This window comes from Brevundimonas sp. A19_0, assembly GCF_017744255.1.
Classification (GTDB): Bacteria; Pseudomonadota; Alphaproteobacteria; order Caulobacterales; family Caulobacteraceae; genus Brevundimonas.
The window spans coordinates 58,780-79,493 of record NZ_JAGHQP010000003.1 but is presented as its reverse complement, the minus strand read 5'-3'; the positions used below and the strand labels follow the sequence as shown (position 1 = coordinate 79,493).

The following is a 20,714-nucleotide window of genomic DNA, read 5'->3' as shown; positions in this document are numbered from 1 at the left end:
CTCAGTGTGCGTGGCCGTGGCCGAAGGCGTCAGGCGTCGCCGCCGCCGCTCGGACGATGGAGGCTCCGGTCGAGACCACCCGCTCTCCGGCGCGAAGGTCGCCCGTCACCGCCACCCGGTCGCCGCTGCGTTCCCCCACGGTGACGATCCGACGCTCGAACGCCTCGCCCTCGACCTGGACATAGACCACGTCCTGTCCGCTTTCGTTGAGAATGGCCGAGGCCGGGACACTCAAACCGCGCCGACCTTCGCCGACCGAAAGACGACCCTGCACGCGCTGGCCGGGGCGAACCGCCGAGCCGTCGTAGGCGAAGATAATCTCGGACGTGCGGGACTCGGGATCTACAAAGCCCACGTTGGTGACGCGGCGCAGACCGGGGAGATCCAGACGCCGCCCCTCCACCATCACGTCGAGACCCAAGGCCGTGGTCAGTCCGGACGCCTGCGCCTCCGGCACACGCGCCACGAGCCACAGGCGGTTGGGATCGCCGATCCGCATCAGCTCGGTCCCGGCCTCCACCGACGCGCCGCGAACGAGTGTGGATCGCAGGATGCGACCCGAAATGGGCGCGACCACCGGCACCCCCGGTCCCCCACCCGCGAGCGAGGCTCGACGGCGTTGGGCGGCCTGGAGGCGAGCCGCCGCCAGACGTTCGGTGGTGCGCGCTTCGTCCAACCGTCTCTGGGGTGCTGCTTCGGCCTCGACCAGCCGCGTCATCCGCGCGACCTCCCGGCGAGCGGCATCCAGCTCAATACGCGCTTGCGAAATCTCAAGATCCAGGGAGGCCACGTCCTCTCCCCCGCCCAACTGGGCGCTGATGCTCGCCAAGGTTTGTCCGGCGCGCACCGGCATGCCGGTGGCCGGAACGGTCGAGCCGGTGCGGATCACGCCGGTGACGGGTGCGGAAATGATCGCCTCGGCGTCCGGCGCAATACGGACATCGACGGTGACTGGCAGTGTGCGATTGATCAGGCCGTCACCAACGGGCCGGGTAGCGAAGGGCACCTTCCACTGGGCTTCCTTGGGGAAGGCGATGCGATTGGGGTTTTCCTCATGAGGGGGCGCGGCCTTGGCGGCCTCCTCGCTGGTGCGATGGACGGTGACCAGGCCCAGATCATGGACGCTTTCGCCTCGTTCGCCGACATGGCGGAAGCGAAGCCGCGCCTGCCCTGTGCGGGTGGCCCGGAGCAGAGGGCGGAAGATACCCGGCGTGTCGGAGACGGGGGCGGTCGCAGCATCGACATGACCGTCAGGCCAGACCAGCTCGACCGTCAGACGGCCTTCGGCGACGGCGCGATAATCGGAGACCCGGCTGAGATGGGCGTCGAACCGGCGACGGCGATCCAGCACCAGCGGGCGATACTCGACGAACAGTTCGGTCGCCGGGGAATAGTGGGTGACGGTGACGCTCCCCGCCGCATGCGCCTCGGCGGCCTCCTGGCCGTCACCGGAGCAGGCGGAGAGGAGAACGAGCGCCGCGAGGGCGGGGAGCATCGACTTCATCGTTTCAGTCTCTTCAGTGCGGAGCGTGGGCCGCGTCCGGGCCTTCGTGGGAGTGATCGTCAGCGGCCGGTTCGGCGGCGTCGTCGTCGGCATGGGACGGCTCCGCAGCCGGAGCCGTCGCGGCGGTCTCGGTTGCGGCGGACGTGTCTTCTGTCTCGGCGGACGGCGAACAGGCGGCCAGCATCAGGACCAGCGTGGCGGCGGTGAAAGTCAGGGTCTTCATGGTTGCCCTCCTCGGGCGAGGTCGAGTTCGATCACGGCCAGGTTGGCGCGTCCCGTCAGCTCGGTGATGAAAAGGTCGGCGGCATGGGCGGCGCGATAGGCGTCGACCAATTCCGTGACGTCGCCCTCGCCCGCCTCATAGGCGGTCTGCGCGGCGGCCCCCAGGCGCTGGGCGTCGTCGTGGGTCTCGATGGCGGCGGTCAGGGCGGCAAGGAGTCCATCGACGCGGGCGGCGGCCGCAGCGATCTCGCCGTCGACGGTGCGGCGGTCCAACGCAAGTTCTGCGGCGGCAGCCCGCTCTTCGGCGCGGGCCTGGCGCGCGCGCGCCGATCCATTGTCGAAGAGCGGCAGCGTGAGTCCCACGCTAAATTGCGGCCCGTCCGCCTCGATGCCCATAGTCTCCAGACGCTTCCAGCCGAGGCCGAATTCCAGCTCAGGCAGACGGCTACGGTCGGCGGCGCGGACCTGCTGACGCGCCGCTTCCGCACGGCGTTCACCAGCCCTGAGGTCGGGGCGATCCGCGACGACGGCCTCAGCCGGCATGGGGGCCAGCAGCGGGCCAGCCGCTCTCGCGCCCGTCGTATCCGTCAGCGCCGACAGACCGGCGCAGGCGGCGCCCACCTCGGCTTCCAGAATGGCCGCCTCGGCCTCGGCCGTGCGCGCCTCCACCCGCATGCGGCGGAGATCGTAGATGGCGACGTCCCCGGCGTCGGTTCTTTCGCTGACAATGCGTTCCACAGCCGCGAGGCGGGCGGAGAAGCGTCGGCTCAGGTCGGCCTTGCGCGAGGCGACCGCGCACTCGACCCAGGCCCGCCGAACAGCCGCGACCCGTTCCTGATCGGCGCGTCGCACTTCCAGGTCTACAGCGTCGGCTTCGGCCTCCGCCGCCCGTCGCAACGAGGCGCGCCGTCCGGTCAGGTCAAGGCTCTGCACCACTTCGGCTTCCCACTCGGTCTCGTCCTCGCCGGGGCCGCTGACCGAACCGCGTCGAACCTCAAGGGAGGGGTTGTCGAACCGACGCACGCCATCCGCTTCGGCCCGTGCGGCGTCGCGACGTCCCTCGCCTGCCGCCCGCCAGTCTGGCACGGCCAGGGCGCGGCTGACCGCCTCGTCCTGAGTTATCGGCTGCGGGGCGGCCTGGCTCTGCGCGTGCACAGGCAGTGCGAGCAGGCTCGCCGCCATTGGGATCGTCGCGCCGACAAGGCGACCCGACCAGATGAGGGAAGACATTCCAGGCTCCGTTCAAACGACATTGACCGCCGCGCGGAAGGCGCGGGCGGGCCACCGACGTTCAGACGGTTCGTGGGGGTCGTCGGTCGGGATCGAGAGGGCGACCCGGCGGCGTCGGGCGCTGCACCAGGTCCGTCGGCAGCGATCTTCCGGCAGGGGGCGACAGCGTCACGACGCTGACCGTTGCGCCATCGGCGACGACCTGCGGGACCGGGCCGTGTTCGTGGCCGGGATCGCGTTCCTCGTCGTTGCCGCCCTGGTCGTGGTCGTGGTCGATGATGATCCGGCCATCATCGCTATGGTGATGATGTTGCCCAACCACATCGGCCGCCGAGAACTCGTGCGCGACAGCATGGGAGTCCCACATCGCGGCGGGCACTCCCACAGCGACGGCGACGATCACCGCCAGGATCAGGCGGACAGCTCGGAACGAGAACCGCGACACGTGGATCGGCTTAGAGCAAGCGCAACACACGGGCAATCCGGAAAGCCCCACAGGCGGAGGGGGAGTGTAACTCGACCTCCCTAAGGTCCGCTGTCTGGCAGTGAGCCGATGGCCGCTTGTGGCGCTTACCGCCATCTCGGGCTCGCCCCCTGAGATGAGCGCAGAATGAAGATCAGGGCTCGACCGGACTTTATCACGAGGCGAAAATCCCGCGATCCCAGACCAACTTTCATCCCCTAAAACTATGGTGGTGACGCTCGAATTATTTTCGGGTCAGTCTCTGGTCGCATATCTGGACGACGGCATTAGAGCGGCGACATCGACAACCCCAGAGCGAGGTGTTCATGTCCCTTCTGAAATCCCTGAAACTGTCCGCTGCGAAGCCGCAAAATCAGCCGGCCAGCCCGAAAGAGCGCAACCGCGAAAAGCTGCGTGGTTATCTCGCTGAACAGCGAGCGCTGGTCGAAGCCACCATCGCGGGGAAGTCCTATGCGGTCGTCCGCACTGTCACTAAGACGGACGAAGCCGGGAACCGGACGCGCGTCGAAGTCCCGCGCTCCGTCCGCAAGGGCTGGTTCAGCGGCGACGGCGGCAAGGTCTATTTCCAACTCCGCTACGGCGGCCGCCCCTTGGAACTTGCCAGGGGCATGACCTCCGTCGAAGCCGAGGACCTCGCGGGCATCGGTCCGATCATCGACACGCTGGAAGAGGCAGTCCGCGCCGGTGAGTTCGATGCTGCCGTGGCCGCTGCCGCTCAGTCGCGGGCCGCGACGATAAAGACGGCGAAGGCCCAGAAGGCGGGCTAAGCTGTGCCAGAACCGATGGGCGGCATTGCCGCCCATCACCCTTTCGCACCAGCGAGGTCTCATGGCCCACGTCGTCGTATTCGATCTTGAGACCATTCCCGATCTGGAGGCTGTGTCTCGCGTCCACGGCGTGGACCCCCACGACGCGGTTCAGGCTCAGGAGATCGTCGGCGAGAAGTTCTGCAAGCTTCCGCTGCATCGGATCGCCTGCATCGGCGCCTTGATCGCGGAGAGCAGCGAGGACGGCTGGATCGTACGATCGCTCGGAGCCCCGCACATCGGAGACCGCAGTGAAGCCGATCTGATCTCGAGTTTTGCCGATCGCCTGAATGAACTGCGGCCTTGCCTCGTATCGTTCAACGGAAGCGGCTTCGACCTGCCGGTGCTGCGCTACCGGGCCATGGTCAATCAACTGTCGGTGCAGGGCCTATACACGAGGGGCTATTTCAAGCGGTATTCCGACGACGCCGTGGACCTCTGCGATGTCCTCGCGAGCTTCACCAGCCAGGGCAAGTGCAAGCTGGACGAACTCTCGCGCATCCTCGGGCTTCCCGGAAAGCCTGACGGTGTCGATGGCTCTAAGGTGGCCGAGTACGTCGCGACGGGGCGCATTCAGGAGGTCGCGGACTACTGTGAGACCGACGTGGTCAACACGTATCGGGTTTGGCTCCGCTACGAACTTATGCGGGGCACGCTGGCACCCAGTGCCCACGCTCAGAGCGAGCGGAACCTCACAGATTTCATCGACATCAGGTCTGTCGACAGACCGCACCTCGCACCATTCTCGGGATCGGCCCGGGTCGCTGGCCCATCGTTGGGGAGCGCCCCTGAATAAAGTCCGCTATAGCAGCGCCGCGTGGGACCTGGCGTTCAAGCAGGTGCGCGCCGAAATCCTCCCCGGCCCTGCAGGTCGCCTTCATGCAGAGGTTTGGGTCAATGCCCTACTGAATGACGCGTCAGATGACGATGAGTCCTCGACGGGAAATCTGGGCAACGTCATCTGGCTTGCGGACGAACGACTTAAGCTGATCCGTCACTTGGTTGACCTGATCGATCGAAGCCACCGGACTTGGGAGCGTTACCCGGTCTTTGCGGCCTTAGTCGCATCCAATGGCCCGAACCATGAGGCACTGGGCGAAGCCTACCTTCAGCATTTACGACGGGATCTGGAACGCCCCAGCGTGCCCCGCACAGCGCCCGTTAAGCTCGTCGGGAGCGTTGTAGCCCTACGTACTGTTGAGGGCCCTTCTGAGGGTTCGTAGGGCCCCTCAGGCCTCAGGCAGTTTGTTTCGGCCTGCGCTGAAGCGCGTCAAGACGACGCCTCGTTCGCGGATCGTCGGCACCCACGCCTTCGGCGTGGCCTAAACCCTTGTCGAGGTCGGCCAACACACCAGCCTCCGCTATCAGTCCGCCCTTATTCTCGAACTTGTAGTTTTGGGCACCCCCGACGCACACAACGGTCAACGTTCGTCTGACCTGGCCTCCGTGGGTATCGGCAGGGTCGCAGATGACCATATCCACGATGCCTTTCAGCGCAGCCGTTACCTTCGCGCGGGCCAGCCTCCTGACCTCTTCATCTTCGCTATGGATCGCTTCCTGCACCTCAGCGATCCGACACAGCGCTTCACCGGGACCGATGGCACCTTCCGTCTTACGAAGGGCGATGCGGGCATCCATTACCTCGCGCTCCGCCTCGGCCAATTCGCCTTCGAGTTTCTCAAGGCGGCCTTTGACTGCCCTGCTGGGGCTCGTCAGCAGATAATCGACCGCTCGATCAATCTGAGCCTGCAGATCCCGAACGTTCTTTTCGGCTTCTGCCAAGTCATTTTCTCGAGCTCTCGCTTCGGCGCCATCGCGGAACGTCTCGTCATTTAAAGCGTGGCTTAGTAGCGTCTTGAGGGCTGCGTCCTCAAAAGTTCCGTACCGATAGGTGGCGGACACGTCGCAGCCGCGCTTGAGCGACGCGTTTAGGCAGTTGAAGTATCCTCGCCGGGTCTCTGGCCCGTTGTTTCCCCTAGCCCATGGCTTACGGAATTCCATTTTCCCTCCGCATCTGCCGCAGCGTACGAGTCCGGAGAAGAGGTTATTGAACTTGTTGGAGTTTGAACCCTGAACACCGGATTTCCGGCTCTCAAGCGCTTCTCGCGCGCGAGCGACAAGCGCGGCATCTACAATTCGATCATAGTAGCCGATGATGCGGGTCGGCTGACCTTCCTGCACCGACTTCGGGACGTAATCTCCTTCGACTTGAGGAGCGGTCAGGAGCCGACGAATGCTCGTCATGCTCCAGCCATCGCGAGCGTATTCCGTACCTTGTGGACCCCAAGCCTTGCACCCGCGCTTGTTCAGTATCCGGGCGATGCCGCGGATCGAAACTCCATCCGCACACAGCTGGTAAATCTCCCGCACAACGCCTGCTCGATCTTGATCGACATGGAACCCGCTGCGGTCCTCGCGAAGGACCAGCCAAAGCGGCGCCTGAGAAGTCATCACCTCACGGCGCTCGGCAGCGGCTTCCTGCTTTCTCCGCCACGCCTTTCGCATGATCTCAGATTTTCGGTCGCTCTCGCCCTTCGCTCTCTCGCTGCCTCCCCACAGCTGGAAAAGCCGCCAACCGGCCTCTTGGCCACGGAGCGTGCTGTGATCGAATAGCGTTCTTCCTTCCGCAAAGAAGAAGTTGAGCCCGTGCCGGTTCAGCTCGACCATCCACGTCAAAACGTCGATTGGCTCCTCCCGGCTCAGCCGATCCACATTCTCGATTACGAGGGTGCTGCCCCGGGGGATCAGTCCAGTTCGGACCCGGTTAGCGAAATCACCCAACCCGGCCGCGTCGTTCAGATGATGTCCCTTCCAGGCTGATCGGCCTAGGTCTTCGATCTGCTCGTGAATGAGCCAACCGCGCTCAGCACAGACCTTGTCGATTTCCTGTCGCTGGCGTTCAATCGAGGCACCCTTTTCTTGAGCCTTCGTCGAGAATCGCACGTAGCTGTAAATGTTCGGCATAACTGAGAAACCCGCATCGGGAACTCCATTGTTAAGCTATGTTGTAGCCGTGCGCGATATGTTCATGCATGTGCCCTGCTGGAAGCTGCCGACCCTGCACCGCGCCCTCCACACCCGGCCCGAAGGCGCGCGGATGGAAGTCGCCGGCGGCTATGCCGAGGTGCTGAAGCGGGCGGTCGCGAAGCAGCAGGATGCTGGCTCTGCAGCGATGAGCCAGGGCTGAGAAGCAGAATCGCAGCGCCCGCGCCTGTCATCAGGCGCGGGCGTCACTGCGGGTCTATCCGTGGCGCTAATCCGGATCAGGTCCCGGACCGATCGGCAGTGTCCTGCATTCGACTGGCGGGTTCACCGGGCCAGGTCTCGAGGGGACGATCGCCCCAGCCGAGCCGGGCCGCGCGCGGCTGGATGCAGCTGTCCTCGTCGTCGCGGGTGCAGACCGGGTAGACGACCCCGTTGACGCGCACCTTGGTGGCCTGCCCGTTCGGGCCGCGCTCGACAACTTCAGGGCTTTCGGCCCGATGGCCCGGGTCCTGGGCATCGGTTTGGGACTGGGCGTGGGCACTCCCCGCCGACGCAGCGCCGGCCAGTAAGACGGCCGCAAAGGCCGTGCCTGTCATGATCTTGATCAACATATCATCAGTCTCCTGATTGCTGTGGCTTGTGAACCGCGATCGCGGCCCGGCGACCCTTCAGGGGTCATGACGGCGCGTGAGCAGTCAGCATGGCCGAGCGAACACGGTTCCCCTGAAAACGGAGCGCCTTGGTGTTCGTTCCGATTTCAGGCCTGTCCCGGGGGTGAGCGGACAGGCCGGGCCCTGAAAGGGAGGGTGGGGCGGCTCGAAGCAGCTGCCCCACGTCCGGGAGACATTCCTGCGGCGGCCCTCTGTTGGGGTCCTATCCGATGTCGTTGATGTCGATCGTCACGACCCGCCAGACCCCGTCGATCAGGGCCATCGCCAGCCGCTCGGACTTGTGGTCGCCATTCATCATGATCGTATCGAAGGTCAGGATTTCGAGCGCCGCATACTCCGGATTGGCGGGAGCGTTGTCCGGTTCCACGGAGACGAGCGTTCGACGCTGGGCGCCGCCTTCCTGAGCGTGGAACGCCACCCCCAGCTCCCACAGGCCAAAACCGTGGGCATTCCGGAAGGCCGGCGCGGCCGCCTCATAGCTTGCGGCGGCGTCGCCCGCATCGACCAGAGTCAGGAAGTCGCGCGCGGCGCCGATGGACTGCGACCGGGCCTGGGGTGCCGGGTCCACCGAGCCCTGGACGGCGGGTGCGGTATTCTGCACGGCACCGCCCGGGCTGTTGAGGGTGAGGGCGGCGGCGATGACAAGCGTGGTGACGGACATGAGGATCAATCCTTTCCCGCGCCACTGCGACCAGAAGGGGACCGGTCGCTTCGTTTGGGCGCTGGAGGAGTCATCCGGCAAAGGCGGCGGGGGCTCATCCCCGATCGGTTTGTGCACGACGGGATCGGGTGAAGGGCTCTCCCACGCATCCAGAATGAGGGCCGCCTCGCGGCTCCCGGTCGTGCCCAGCTTTTGTCGAGCCCGGCGCAGGCGGTCATGGACGGCATGGTGCGACACGCCCAGGGCCCGGGCGCTGGACTTTGCGTCGTGCCCTGCAAGAAGCAGCCGGAGCGCCTGTCGCTCCTTCTCGCTCAGGGACCTGATCGCCTCGTCCGTCTCCATGACGGGAGCCTAGAGGATGGGCCCTCAAAGGAAAACGCCCCTCACCCCGCCCGCCGGTAGTGGACGGCGATCGCGCCATTGGTCAGCGGCGTTGTCGAGACCCGCTCCAGCCGTCGTGTGGCGCCCAGCCCCGCCTGGTGGAGGGTCGGGCCGTGGCCGGCGATGCGGGGGTGGATCAGGAAGCGGTAGTCGTCGATCAGGTCCAGCCGGTCCAGCGCGACCGCCAACTGGCCGCTGCCCAGCAGCACACCGTCGGGTGTGGCCTCCTTCAACCCCTGCACCGCCGTGCGCAGGTCCCCGGTCAGGGCGTGGCTGTTCGTCCAGGGAAAGTCGGGGCGCGTGGTCGAGACCACATATTTCGGCTTGGTCTCAAGCTTGATCGCCCACTCGCGGACGGCCGGGGGTGCCTCGACCTCACCACGCGCCACGGCGGGCCAGTAGCCCTCCATCATCTCATAGGTGACACGGCCCCACAGCATGGCGCCGGCGTCGTCCATCATGCGGGTGAAGAAGGCGTGGGTCTCGTCATCGGCGATTCCCTCCTGATGGTCGACGCAGCCGTCGAGGGTCAGGTTCAGGCTGAAGGTCAGGGTTCCCATGGCCGCGAGACTAGCTCCAACTGTCGCCCGGCGCATCCGCCGATCAACGGCCATGAAATGGCACGCTTTCCGTGTCAGTATGCTCCCATGACCCGTCCCCTGATCCTGTCCGGTCTTGCCTCTGGTCTGGCCCTGGCCGGCGCCACGGCGGCCGAAGCCCAGAGCCTGCCGCCGCCTTATATCGCGCCGCCACCGCGCGTGGGGACCCTGCCGCCGCCGGGCGGGTATGCGGTCGAGCAGCACCGCTATGAGATCGACCGGCTGCGCACCGGGGCCGACCTGCGTCAGGCCGAGGCCGAGCGGGGCCGGGCGCAAGCCGCGCGCGCGGTCGCCGATCTGGAACGCCAGCGCCAGACACCCGCGCTGGTGCCGCCGCCGCCCATTCCTCCCGGCACACCGGCACAGGCCCGCGCGCGGCGCGAGGAGGTCGAGGCCCGCACCGGCGAGATCGACCGCTGGCTGGACCGGGACGACTGATCGCCTGATCCGCGCATCCCTTTCGCTCGACCGGCGTTCGCCGTTAAGCTTCAAACGGGACGAACAGGGAGGGCATCATGCGCTGGAGAGGTGGACAACGCGGCGGCGGCGGAATTGAGGACCGGCGCGGCATGGGCGTGGGCGGAATCGCCGGGGGTGGCCTGGGCGTCACCGTGCTGGCGCTGCTGGGCTATTTCATCTTCGGCATCTCGCCCGAGACCACCACCCAGGTGGCGACCCAGCTGGGCGCCGCGGGCAGTCAGGCCGAGGGCGAGCGCGGCACGCCCGAGGACGATGCCGGCCTGTTCGTCGATGTGATCGGCGGCAATGTGAACGCCGTCTGGTCGGACCTGCTGATGGGCTACCGGGCGCCGACCGTGGTGCTGTACGAGACGGGCACGGCTACAGGCTGCGGCTTTGGCCAGTCGGCCATGGGGCCCTTCTATTGCCCGACCGACCAGACCGTCTATCTCGACCTTGGCTTCTGGCAGCAGATGCAGACCCAGCTGGGCGCCTCGGGCGCGGACTTCGCCAAGGCCTATGTGATCGCTCACGAATTCGGCCACCACGTCCAGACCCTGACGGGCGCCTCGGACGATGTGCGCAAGGCCCAGGCCCGCGCGACCAGCCAGGCCGAGGCCAACCGGTTCTCCGTGGCGCTGGAGCTGCAGGCCGACTGTTATGCAGGGGTATGGGCGGCCAATGCCGCCCGCGTCTCGGGTGGCGAGGTGGCGCTGACGACCGGCGATCTGGAAGAGGGGCTGAAGACCGCCTCGGCCATCGGGGACGACACCCTGCAACAGCGCAACGGCGGTCGTGTCTCGCCCGACGGCTTCACCCACGGCACCTCGGCCCAGCGGGTCGAGTGGCTGCGGCGCGGCTATCAGTCGGGTGACCCGGCGTCCTGCGACACCTTCCGCGGCTACTGAACCACGGTCAGGTCCAGCTGGGCGGTGCGGTAAAGGGCGCCGCCGCCCACATCGACCAGCAGGCCCTGATCGCGGAACGCCTGCATGCCCAGCAGGGCCGTCGGCACCCCCGGCAGGCCGACAGCGCCATAGATGGGCACCGGCACATTGGTGAAGGTCTGACCGGCGGCGGCCAGATGGTCGACCTGCACCACATCGGCGCGTACCGATCCGCCCAGCACCAGACTGTCACCGGCTGTGACCGTGCGCCCGTCACGCAGGCCGGCATCCTCGGCGGCCTTTCCGCTGAGGCTGAGGATGGAGGTGGCGCCGGTATCGACCACCGCCTCGAGCGGATGCCCCTCGACCTGCACCGGCGCGACCAGACTGGTCCCCCGTCGCCGGACCGGCAGCCGCGTCCACTGTCCGGCCGGCGCGACCTGCCCCGCCGCGTGCAGGCGCAGGCGACGGTCGTTCAGATCCAGTTCCAGCTGCATCAGCTTCAGCACATCCTGACCCAGGATCAGGGGTGCCGACAGGCCCCGCTCGTCGGCCAGCGGGCCGAGGTCGAGGATGGCGCAGCGCAGGCCGGTGAGGCTGAGCCCCTCCATCGCCACGTCCAGCCGAACGCCTTGCCCCATCTGGGGCTGGCCGCCGACGCCATAGGCGACGAGAGGAATGTCGAACAGCGGGCGCGGACCGAGGTCGGCGGCAATCGCCTCGTGGAAGGTCTTGTCGATCACGGAATACTGGGCGCCGCTGTCGACCAGGGCGGTGACGTCGCGCCCGGCCAGCCGGAGGCTGACGGTGGGGCTCAGCACGCGCGAGACATAGGGCATCCAGGGGGTGCGGCCGTCCGCGGCAAAGGCGACGCCCGGCGCGCGCCACAGCACATGATCCTTCAGCCACCAGCCACCGCCGACGGCCCCGGCGATCACGCCCGTTCGGATGAGGAAGCTGCGGCGGTCCATGGCTTCCTGTTTGGCCCGAAGCCGGGACGATGACCAGAGGGCGTCAGCCGCCCGAGGCTGCGCCCTGGGGTCGCGGCCGGTTCTGCATGGCGCCGGTCATGGGAATGAAGAAGACGCCCACGTCGCGGCGCGATCGCACCCGGCCATCCTCGTCCTTGGTATAGACGTACAGCACCTGGCCCCTGCGGAAGGGCTGGCCGATCGGGATGATCAGCTTGCCGCCGGGCTTCAGCTGCCGGAACAGTTCGGGCGGAGCGTACTGGGCCACACAGGTCAGCATGATGGTGTCGAACCCGCCCTCGACCTCGGGCCAGCCGAAATAGCCGTCGCCGACCCGGGCGTGGACGTTGTCATAGCCCAGCGGCTTGAAGATCTTGCTGACCGCGCGGCCCACCGGCTCGATGATCTCGATGGTGTAGGAATCGCGCACGATCCGCGACAGCAGGGACGACTGAAAGCCCGAGCCGGTCCCGATTTCCAGCGTGACATCGGTGGGTTTGGGTTCGGCCAGCTGGGTCATATAGGCCTGGCCCAGATAGTCGCTGAGCACCGAGCCATGGCCGATGGCCCAGGGCTTGGGATTGTCCTCATAGGCCTGGTACGCCGTCGAGGCCTGGGCGGCATAGGCATAGTGATAGAAGTCGCGCGGCACGCTCTCGAAGGCCTGGACCACGCGGGGGTCGGCGGCGCCGAACTTGCCGTCCAGATAGGTCTTGATGCGCTGGATGGCGGCGGGCTTGCGCGCCTGAATCTGGTCGAACTGGGCCTCGGTCAGGGCGCTGGGCCGCTCGGACGCCGCCATGGCGGTGACAAAGGCCTCATAGGTCCAGGGCTGCGAGGGCATGCGCACTGTCTCGGACACAGCGCTGTCGGCCGTTTCCGGAGCTGCCGCCGGCGTGGCCGGACCGGCGGGGGCGCTGCCTCCGCCGCCGGTGCGGGTGGGGTTCAGCCGGGCCTGCAGGCGGTCGCGGGTCGCCTCGTCACAGGCCGCCAGGCTGCCGGCCCCGGCCAGGGCGGCCCCTCCGGCGAGCAGGCGTCTACGGTCGATGGTCATGACAGGTCTCCATTCTGCGCGGGGGACGCGGCAGGAAAGGGATCGGGCTCATTCTCGGACGGGGCGGCCTCTGGCGCGGGCTCGGGGTCTTCGAGGACCACGGGGTGGCGTGTCCGGCCGGCGGCGCACCCGACCGGCAGCGCCAGGAAGGCCAGGACGTACAGTCCGGCCCCGACCATCAGCAGGGAGGAGAAGCCGACCTCGCGCGACATCAGATTGGCCAGCGGCGTGGCCACCACGGAAAAGGCCCCGTTCAGCCCCCAGGCCCAGGGCAGCATCCGGCCCTCGCCCACCTGGATCAGGCCCAGCGGGAACGGCAGGCCCAACGCCAGCGAGACCGGCGCGGCGGTCGCCAGCACGATCAGACCCCGCACCCAGACGGGCTGGTCGAGGGTGGTCATCAGTATCTCTTCGGCGCCGGTCAGCATCAGGCCGATCCAGCCCAGCACCACGACCAGCGAGATGAAGGCGGCGACCTTGGGCATGGCCCCCATCCGCCCGGCGATCAGACTGCCGAGGCCCGAGAAGATCAGCATCGACGTCAGGACCAGGGCGAAGGCCGAGGAATAGTCGTTGAGATAGAAGGCCGCCTTGTCGATCAGGAAGATCTCGATCAGCAGGAAGCCGAGGCCGAGGCTGGGGAAGTAGAAGACCGGCCACAGGCGGCGCGGTTCAGGCGGTCCGCTGCGGCGCCGACGGAACAGCAGGGGCGCGGCCAGAACCAGCAGGGCGATCACCGCCGCCTGGCCCAGCACCACCAGATTGACCAGGGCGCCGATCTCGGCCTGCGGCAGGACCTCCAGCCGATGGATCAGGGTGGCGGTGCGGTCCAGTCGCAGCGAAGCGTACCAGGCCGGGCGATCCAGCGTCTGGGGCCGGATGTTGAAGGCGCGGCTGGAGGGGCTGTCGCGCCCTTGCAGAATGGCCTCGGCCTCACGCGCGATGGCGTCGTCCGTGCCCTGTGAGACCACTGTGCCGCTCTCGAACGACACAACGGGCAGGTCGTTGAACAGGCCGGCACGCGCCGCATCGACATCCAGACCGGGCCGCCACGACACATCGAAGGACCGGGCCGAGGCAAAGGCCTCAAGCGCTGTCACATCCGCCTCGCTCCACGGCGTCGGCGAGATGAGGATGCGAGCATTCCAGGCCGACCGGTAGACCATGACGTGGGCCTCGGCATGCTCGATCCCGGAGCGCAGCAGGGCCTCGCGCGCCGTGCTCATCACCCGGAAGGCATAGACCGGGAAGTCGCGGATCGAGACCGGCACAGAGATCATGCCGTCGGGCTTCAGCGCCGCCAGATAGGCCTGCATGGCCTCGACCGTCAGGGCCGTGGCATTGGCCGGGGCCGCGTCGATGAAGTCGGACGAGACGTCGATCACGTGAAAGCCCTCGTCCGGACCGCCCGCGCTGTGCGCCCAGGCGACCGCCAGCGGTCCGCCCTCTGACAGCTGGATGTCCTCGCCCAATGCCAGACCGCGCGCGGGGCCGAGACCGTGGATCAGGGCCTGACGCAGGACCGGCTCACTCTCCACCACCTGCTGGCGGCTGGCGCCGAGCGCCCGTGCCTCGGCCAGACGGAAGCCGCCGGACGCCCCGAGGATCAGCACCTCGGCCCCCGGTCGCAGGCGATAGGGCGCCGCGGAGAGGGCGCTGTCGGCATAGGTGCCGGTCAGCCCGCCCGCCTTGGGCAGGGCCGCGATCCGGCTGCCGTCGCGATACAGGCCATAGGTGGCGGGCGGCCCATCGACCCCCATCATCGAGGCATTGTTGGAGACGTCGGCGTCGACCCGCTCGGTGAAATTGTCGAGCATCAGATAGTGGCCGCGCGGGCGTCGTACCTCGGCCACCACATCGGCGCCCTGGGTGTTCATCGAGGCATAGACGGCCTTGAATTCGGAATAGGCGGGCGGCGTGCCCAGCAGCAGGATGGCCTCGCCCAGCACCAGCGCCCCGCCCGCCACCGCCCCGCCCAGGGCACTGTGGCGGCCCGGCTGGAACAACGGCGCCAGCGCCAGCGGCACCAGCAGCAGCGGCGCCAGCAGGAAGGGATGGACGAGGAACATCAGGCCCAGCGCCACGGCTGACCCCAGACCGGCGCCGATCAGGTCATAGGCATAGACCCGCCCGATCTCGCGTGGGTTCAGGATGAAGATCAGGGCGATGTAGAGCCCGGCCAGAAAGAAGAACGGCAGAAGCGCCCCGTAGTAGCCCGCGATATTGGTCAGCTGATCGGCCCAGGTGGCGGGGTTCTGCAGCTGAAGCGGGTTGAAGGGGTTGCGCGCGATCCGCTCGTAGCCGAGCGCGGCGGCCAGAACCATGGCGCCGGGCAGGATGGCGCGCAGCCACGTCCCGTACCGCTCGACCGTATCCCGGAACAGGGCGACCACGACGCCGGACAGGGCAAAGCCCGCCATGACGATCGAGATGATCCAGTAGCCGTACTCGGACCACTTCGCGACGGCGAAGTAGCGGGTCAGGGCGTTCTCGATGCCCACCACCCCCAGCGCCACAAGGAACAGGGGGATGAGCGCCGCGCGCGCGCCGGCCCGCGCCCCGGTCACGTCGCCATGCCCCGGATCAGGCGCTGATCCGGGAGGTCCGTTGCCTGCACGGAAGATTTCAAGGTTAACAGCCCCTTAACCCGCATGGGACCATCTGGCGCGACGCGGCCGGGGAGTCGACCCCCTTCCCCGCAGGGGCGAGCCCACGGGCATGTCAGCGCCCGATTTTCCCGTCAGCGCGGCCCGAAAGGCACGATCTTGTTGTCGGCGTCATGACCGATGTCGGCTGCGCCTAGATAGGGGATACCGGATCGCCGGCACCAGTAGCGGACGATCTCCTCGGGGGTCAGGCCGAACTCGGGCTCGTTGGGCGTGACGTCGCTGACCCGGCCGAGGCGGAAGCCCGCGACGCGGCGGATCGAGGCCTGACCGGTCAGGTGAAACATCATCCGGTCGATCCGGTAGAGGGCCTCGGACACCTCTTCCAGCATGACCACATGGCCGCTCAAATCGGGCTCGATCGCCGTGCCGACCAGTTGATCCAGAATGGTCAGGTTGAAGGCGACAGTGGGCCGTCCGTCGAGGCTGGGCTCCAGCCCCGAGGTCGCGCCCTTTATCAGCCAGTCCAGCGCGCGATCCACCGCCGCGGCCCCCTCGCGCCGACCGATATCGGCGACCATCGGCCCGTGGGCGACCTGGGCAAAGCCCTCCTTGTACAGGGTGGCCAGCAGGCTTCCGGCATCGGAATAGCCCAGATAGCGCTTCTCGCGCGCCTCGGGCTTCAGGCCATCGCGCACAGCCTCGGCCACCCGGCACGAGCCGTAGCCGCCGCGCGCGAACCACAGGGCATCGAAGCGCGGATCATTGGCCATCTCGAGGAAGGCGCGGGCGCGCAGGGCGTCGTCCCCCGCAAAATGGCCGTGGTTGGCGAAGCAGGCCGGATGGAAGACCACCTTGACGTCCCCGCCCGGAAAGCGCGCCTCGACATGGGCTTCCATTCTCTGGGCGGTCGCCTTGCTGAAGCGCGACGAGGCCGCCACCACGCCGATCCGCGTCACCGATCCCATACTGTGTATCCCCTGTTCGGCAGGCGGTCGGACAAATCGGGCTCCCGGCTCTGGCGTGCGGTGCGCCCCGTGCTAGTCAGGGCCTTCCTCCGACACTCCCCGGTTTCGCCTCCATGAATCAAGACGCCAATCCAGCCGGCTCCTATTTCTTCTGCGGCATCGGCGGGTCGGGCATGCTGCCGCTGGCGCTGATCCTGGCCGCGCGCGGGGCCCGGGTGTCGGGATCGGACCGGTCGCGCGATCAGGGCCGCAGCCCCGAAAAGTTCGCCTGGCTGGAGGCTCAGGGCATCGGCCTTCATCCTCAGGACGGGTCCGGCGTCACCGATCCGGCGACGACGGTGGTGGCCTCGGGTGCGATCGAGGACACGGTCCCCGACATCGCCGCCGCCCGCCGGGTGGGGGCCCCCGTCATCAGCCGTCCGCAAATGCTGTCGCAGCTGTTCAACAGCGCAGGCCGCAGCATCGGCATCGCCGGGACCAGCGGCAAGTCGACCATCACCGGCATGGTGGCCTGGATCCTCGATCAGGCTGGCCTCGACCCCACGGTCATGAACGGCGCGGTGATGGGCAATTTCGTGCGCGAGGACACACCCTTTGCCGCAGCCCGCATCGGCACGCCGGACCTGTTCGTCTCCGAAGTCGATGAGTCCGACGGCTCGATCCAGCTGTACCGCCCGACCGTGGCCGTCGTGTCCAACATCTCGCTGGACCACAAGTCGATGGAGGAGTTGCGCGCCCTGTTCGGCGGGTTTGCCGGTCATGCGGACGTCGCTGTCCTGAACCTCGACAATGACGAGACACGGACGCTGGCGGACAGCCTGCCCGCTGACCGACGGCTGACCTTTTCGCTGGGCGATCCGGCGGCCGATCTGTGCGCCACCGAGGTCGAGGCGACGGCCACCGGCATGCGGTTCCGGGTGGACGGGGCCGAGGTCGCCCTGCAGGTGCCCGGCGCGCACAATGTCGCCAATGCGCTGGCCGCTCTGGGCGTGGCGCAGGCGCTGGGCGTATCACAGGAAACAGCCATTGCGGCGCTCGGCAGCTTCCGCGGCATCCGGCGGCGGCTGGAGGTCGTCGGGCAGGCGGGCGGCGTTACGGTCATCGACGACTTTGCCCACAACCCCGACAAGATCACCGCGACGCTTCAGACCCTGCATGCCTTTCCCGGGCGACTGCTGATCCTGTTTCAGCCGCATGGCTTCGGCCCGCTGAAACTGATGCGGCGCGAGTTCATTGAGACCTTTACCCGGCTGATGGCCGCAGAGGATCACCTGATCATGCCCGAACCCGTCTATTACGGCGGCACGACCGACCGCAGTGTCTCAAGCCCGCAGATCGTCGAGGGCGTGGTCGCGGCGGGGCGTCAGGCCGAGGCCCATGCCACGCGGGCCGAGTGCGGCGACCGGCTGGTCAAACTGGCGCAACCCGGCGACCGTATTCTGGTGATGGGCGCGCGCGACGACACCCTGACCACCTTTGCCCGCGAGCTTCTGACGCGCCTTTCGGCATGATGCAGGACCCGCCCGTCGTCCTCGACGAGGTTGTGGTCACAGCGCCGCGTCTGCCCGCCGCCGAGGGAGAGGCCGCCTTTTCGGTAATCCGGCTGGACGGCGCCACGCTCGACCGCGCGACGCGGCTCGACGAGGCCCTCGGCCAGGTCCCCGCCGTCGGCCTGTTCCGGCGTACATCCAGTTTGACCGCCAATCCGACCACCCAGGGGCTGTCGCTCCGGGCCATCGCCCCGACCGGGGCCGGGCGGGCTCTGGTGACCCTGGACGGTGTGCCCCTCAACGATCCGTTCGGCGGCTGGGTCATTTGGGCGCAGGTGCCGCCCGAGGGCCTGTCGGGGGTCGATGTGGTGCGCGCCGGCGGGACCGGCCCCTACGGCGCGGGCGCCCTGACCGGGTCTGTGCTCCTTCGCGAGCGGGACACGGGAGGGGCCTGGACAGCTGCGATGGGTGAGCGCGGATCGGCCCGGCTGGCGGGCTCGGGCACCGGCGACCTCGGCCCCCTGCGCTGGGTGGCCACGGCGGGCCTCGAACGGACGGACGGCCATGTGCCGGTGCGTCCGCCCGATGCCGGAGCGGCCGACCGGCCGCTGGACCTTGAAGCCAACTCCGCCTCGCTGCGGCTGGACCTGCCGGTCGGGAATGCGCTGATCTCGGGGCGGGTTTCCGCCTTCGAGGAAATGCGCGGCTCGGGTGTGGAGGGGTCGGATGCCGAAGCCTCGGGCACCGCCCTGTCCCTGACCGCCACGCGCCAACCGGACGCCGGTCAGCCGGGCTGGAGGGTGCAGCTATGGCGCCGGACCAGCGATCTGCAGAACCGGTTCGTGGCGACCGAGCCCGACCGGTCCGCGACCCGCCCGGCCAATCATCAGTTCCAAACCCCGGCGACGGCCTGGGGGCTGAACGCAGCCTGGCGCATGAAGCGGGACGGGCTCGAGACCGAGCTGGGCGTCGATACCCGCCGCGCCGAGGGCGAGACCAATGAACGCTACCGTTTCATGGGCGGCGAATTCACTCGCTCGCGGCAGGCGGGCGGGGAGACTTCGGTGGCCGGGGTCTACGCGGAGGCGAGCGCCACGCACGGACCCTGGCTGGTGGCCGGAGGACTTCGCCTCGACCACTGGGCGGCGCGGGACGGCCTGCGGGTGGAGCGTGATCTGCAGACCGACGCCGTGGTGCTGGACGACCGACCTGCGGATCAGTCGGGCGAAGTGTTCTCGGCAAGGCTGGGCGTGCGACGCGCCCTGTCGCCGGAGTGGTCGGCGCGCGCGGCCGCCTACAGTGCGTTCCGACCCGCGACGCTGAACGAACTGCACCGCCCGTTCCGGGTCGGCAATGACATCACCGAGGCCAATGCCGGTCTGGTGCCCGAGCAACTGACCGGCATCGAGGTCGGCGTGGCCCGCGAGACGGAACCGCTGGACCTGAGGGCGACGCTCTTCGCCAACCGGATCGAGGACGCCATCGTCAATGTCACCATCGGTCAGGGGCCGGGAACCTTCCCCCGCGCGGGCTTTGTCCCGGCCGGGGGCGTGCTGCGCGAGCGGCAGAACGCCGGGACCATCGAGGCTGTCGGGCTGGAGCTTGAGGTCGAGGCGCGACCGCGCGACGGCCTGACGCTACGGGGCGCGCTGTCGGCGACGGATGCGCAGGTGGACGGCGGATCGCAGGCGCCGCAGCTGACCGGGCTGCGCCCCGCCCAGGCCCCGATCTGGAGCGCCACCGCCGGCATGGACTGGACCCCGGCTCCGGACTGGACTGTCAGCGTCGATGCCCGCTGGGAGAGCCGCCGTTTCGACGACGATCTGAACAGCCGGGTCCTCAATCCGGCCCTCACCGTCTCGGCGCGGGCAGAGCGCCGACTGTCGCCCGATCTGGCAGCGTGGGTCGAGGCTGTGAACCTGTTCGACGCGGACGTCGAGACAGCGGAAACAGGCACCGGCGTGGTGTCGTTCGGCCCACCCCGCACGGTCTGGATCGGACTCTCTCGTCAGTGGTAACTCGTGGTTACTTGCAAACGGTTCGCATTTTTGGCACAGGCGCAGGGTGTCCTCTTCACCCGCCCCCTCTCCCCGCCCGCAAGCTGCCCGCCTGAGCTCGGCGCGGGCCTTCTGGCTCAAGCAGTTGCACCAGTGGCACTGGATCTCGGCGTCGGTCAGCCTGATCGGCCTGATCCTGTTCGCGGTGACGGGGTTCACCCTCAATCACGCGGCCCAGATCCCCGCCGAGCCGGTGGTGGTCGAGCGCACGGCCACCCTGCCCGCGCCGCTGCTGGCGCGCCTGGCCGAGATGCCGGGGGAGACCACCGACCCCGTGCCCGACGCGGTGGCCCGGTGGGCCGAGGGGGCACTGGACCTGTCCATCGCCGGTCGTCCGACCGAAACGACCGAGGCCGAAATCTACGTCGCCCTCCCCCGCCCGGGCGGGGACGGCTGGATGACGCTGGACCGCCAGACGGGTGAGGCCTTTGCCGAGGTCACCTCTCGCGGGCCGATCGCCTATCTGAACGACCTGCACAAGGGCCGCGACGCCGGCCCCGCCTGGGCCCTGTTCATCGACGGTTTTGCCGTCGCCTGTCTGGTGTTCGCGCTGACGGGTCTGGCGCTGCTGGTGCTGCATGCCCGCAATCGCCGCATGACCTGGCCCCTGGTCTCCCTGGGGCTGCTGATCCCGCTGATCCTCGCCCTGATCTTTATTCACTGACTGTATCCGAGTGCC

At 68.0% G+C, this 20,714-nt stretch carries 20 protein-coding genes; 8 read left to right on the top strand and 12 right to left on the bottom strand.

From position 1 onward, the window contains the following. Window position 1 precedes the first annotated feature (1 nt). From J7346_RS04565 to J7346_RS04550, 4 genes are all read right to left on the bottom strand, one after another. Window positions 2-1,504 (bottom strand): efflux RND transporter periplasmic adaptor subunit, encoded by a 1,503-nt coding sequence (locus J7346_RS04565; protein WP_209118232.1) that lies wholly within the window; start codon window positions 1,502-1,504, stop codon window positions 2-4. Between the two features lie 13 nt (window positions 1,505-1,517). Continuing rightward, entirely contained in the window at window positions 1,518-1,727 is a 210-nt protein-coding gene (locus J7346_RS04560) for a hypothetical protein (RefSeq protein WP_209118231.1), read from the bottom strand. Next, the gene (locus tag J7346_RS04555) at window positions 1,724-2,956 is read right to left on the bottom strand and encodes a TolC family protein (RefSeq protein WP_209118229.1); all 1,233 of its coding nucleotides are present in this window, start codon (window positions 2,954-2,956) and stop codon (window positions 1,724-1,726) included. Before J7346_RS04555 ends, J7346_RS04560 begins: the two co-directional genes overlap by 4 nt. Before the next feature lie 61 nt (window positions 2,957-3,017). Then, on the bottom strand, window positions 3,018-3,401 hold the full coding sequence (locus J7346_RS04550) for a hypothetical protein (protein WP_209118227.1): 384 nt from the start codon (window positions 3,399-3,401) through the stop codon (window positions 3,018-3,020). Between the two features lie 344 nt (window positions 3,402-3,745). Here J7346_RS04550 and J7346_RS04545 point away from each other — a divergent pair, with 344 nt between their 5' ends. Further along, window positions 3,746-4,207: a hypothetical protein gene (locus tag J7346_RS04545; RefSeq protein ID WP_209118225.1), complete on the top strand. Its 462-nt coding sequence runs from the start codon at window positions 3,746-3,748 to the stop codon at window positions 4,205-4,207. 61 nt (window positions 4,208-4,268) lie between these two features. Continuing rightward, complete coding sequence (locus J7346_RS04540; protein ID WP_209118224.1) at window positions 4,269-5,042, top strand: 3'-5' exonuclease; 774 nt, start codon at window positions 4,269-4,271, stop codon at window positions 5,040-5,042. 440 nt (window positions 5,043-5,482) lie between these two features. On the opposite strand, the gene J7346_RS04535 is transcribed toward J7346_RS04540, so the two are convergent. Then, on the bottom strand, window positions 5,483-7,210 hold the full coding sequence (locus J7346_RS04535; RefSeq protein ID WP_209118222.1) for a recombinase family protein: 1,728 nt from the start codon (window positions 7,208-7,210) through the stop codon (window positions 5,483-5,485). Between the two features lie 49 nt (window positions 7,211-7,259). Between J7346_RS04535 and J7346_RS04530 the strand changes: the two genes are divergently transcribed. Beyond that, entirely contained in the window at window positions 7,260-7,433 is a 174-nt protein-coding gene (locus J7346_RS04530) for a hypothetical protein (protein WP_209118220.1), read from the top strand. A 76-nt stretch (window positions 7,434-7,509) separates the two neighbouring features. Here the strand turns inward: J7346_RS04530 and J7346_RS04525 are convergent, their stop codons facing one another. The 3 genes from J7346_RS04525 to J7346_RS04515 all read right to left on the bottom strand — a co-directional run bounded on the left by J7346_RS04525 (window position 7,510) and on the right by J7346_RS04515 (window position 9,504). After that, window positions 7,510-7,842 carry a hypothetical protein gene (locus J7346_RS04525; RefSeq protein ID WP_209118218.1) on the bottom strand — a complete coding sequence of 111 codons (333 nt, stop codon included), beginning with the start codon at window positions 7,840-7,842 and terminating at the stop codon, window positions 7,510-7,512. Between the two features lie 262 nt (window positions 7,843-8,104). Further along, window positions 8,105-8,563 (bottom strand): DUF4019 domain-containing protein, encoded by a 459-nt coding sequence (locus J7346_RS14980; protein WP_245157654.1) that lies wholly within the window; start codon window positions 8,561-8,563, stop codon window positions 8,105-8,107. Between the two features lie 383 nt (window positions 8,564-8,946). Then, complete coding sequence (locus J7346_RS04515; protein WP_209118214.1) at window positions 8,947-9,504, bottom strand: dihydrofolate reductase family protein; 558 nt, start codon at window positions 9,502-9,504, stop codon at window positions 8,947-8,949. Window positions 9,505-9,591: 87 nt separating this feature from the next. Between J7346_RS04515 and J7346_RS04510 the strand changes: the two genes are divergently transcribed. Together J7346_RS04510 and J7346_RS04505 are read left to right on the top strand one after the other, a co-directional pair. Then, window positions 9,592-9,981 (top strand): hypothetical protein, encoded by a 390-nt coding sequence (locus J7346_RS04510; protein WP_209118212.1) that lies wholly within the window; start codon window positions 9,592-9,594, stop codon window positions 9,979-9,981. Between the two features lie 77 nt (window positions 9,982-10,058). Continuing rightward, window positions 10,059-10,910, top strand: a complete 852-nt coding sequence (locus J7346_RS04505) for a neutral zinc metallopeptidase (protein ID WP_209118210.1) — start codon at window positions 10,059-10,061, stop codon at window positions 10,908-10,910. Here J7346_RS04505 and J7346_RS04500 read toward each other — a convergent pair. The 4 genes from J7346_RS04500 to J7346_RS04485 form a co-directional block, all read right to left on the bottom strand. After that, window positions 10,904-11,860 (bottom strand): retropepsin-like aspartic protease, encoded by a 957-nt coding sequence (locus tag J7346_RS04500; protein WP_209118208.1) that lies wholly within the window; start codon window positions 11,858-11,860, stop codon window positions 10,904-10,906. The two genes, J7346_RS04505 and J7346_RS04500, sit on opposite strands and share 7 nt — an antisense overlap. Before the next feature lie 43 nt (window positions 11,861-11,903). After that, entirely contained in the window at window positions 11,904-12,914 is a 1,011-nt protein-coding gene (locus tag J7346_RS04495) for a protein-L-isoaspartate O-methyltransferase (protein ID WP_209118206.1), read from the bottom strand. Further along, window positions 12,911-15,481 carry a hypothetical protein gene (locus tag J7346_RS04490; RefSeq protein ID WP_209118204.1) on the bottom strand — a complete coding sequence of 857 codons (2,571 nt, stop codon included), beginning with the start codon at window positions 15,479-15,481 and terminating at the stop codon, window positions 12,911-12,913. The genes J7346_RS04495 and J7346_RS04490 overlap by 4 nt, the downstream gene beginning before the upstream one ends. Window positions 15,482-15,654: 173 nt before the next feature. Continuing rightward, complete coding sequence (locus J7346_RS04485; protein WP_209118202.1) at window positions 15,655-16,488, bottom strand: LD-carboxypeptidase; 834 nt, start codon at window positions 16,486-16,488, stop codon at window positions 15,655-15,657. A 113-nt stretch (window positions 16,489-16,601) separates the two neighbouring features. Here J7346_RS04485 and J7346_RS04480 point away from each other — a divergent pair, with 113 nt between their 5' ends. The 3 genes from J7346_RS04480 to J7346_RS04470 are packed head-to-tail and all read left to right on the top strand — an operon-like array spanning window position 16,602 to window position 20,699. Next, complete coding sequence (locus J7346_RS04480) at window positions 16,602-17,999, top strand: Mur ligase family protein (protein ID WP_209118200.1); 1,398 nt, start codon at window positions 16,602-16,604, stop codon at window positions 17,997-17,999. Then, on the top strand, window positions 17,996-19,996 hold the full coding sequence (locus J7346_RS04475; RefSeq protein WP_209118198.1) for a TonB-dependent receptor: 2,001 nt from the start codon (window positions 17,996-17,998) through the stop codon (window positions 19,994-19,996). The genes J7346_RS04480 and J7346_RS04475 overlap by 4 nt, the downstream gene beginning before the upstream one ends. A gap of 46 nt (window positions 19,997-20,042) precedes the next feature. Next, window positions 20,043-20,699, top strand: coding sequence for a PepSY-associated TM helix domain-containing protein (locus J7346_RS04470; protein ID WP_209118196.1), 657 nt, complete (start codon window positions 20,043-20,045; stop codon window positions 20,697-20,699). Window positions 20,700-20,714 lie beyond the last annotated feature (15 nt).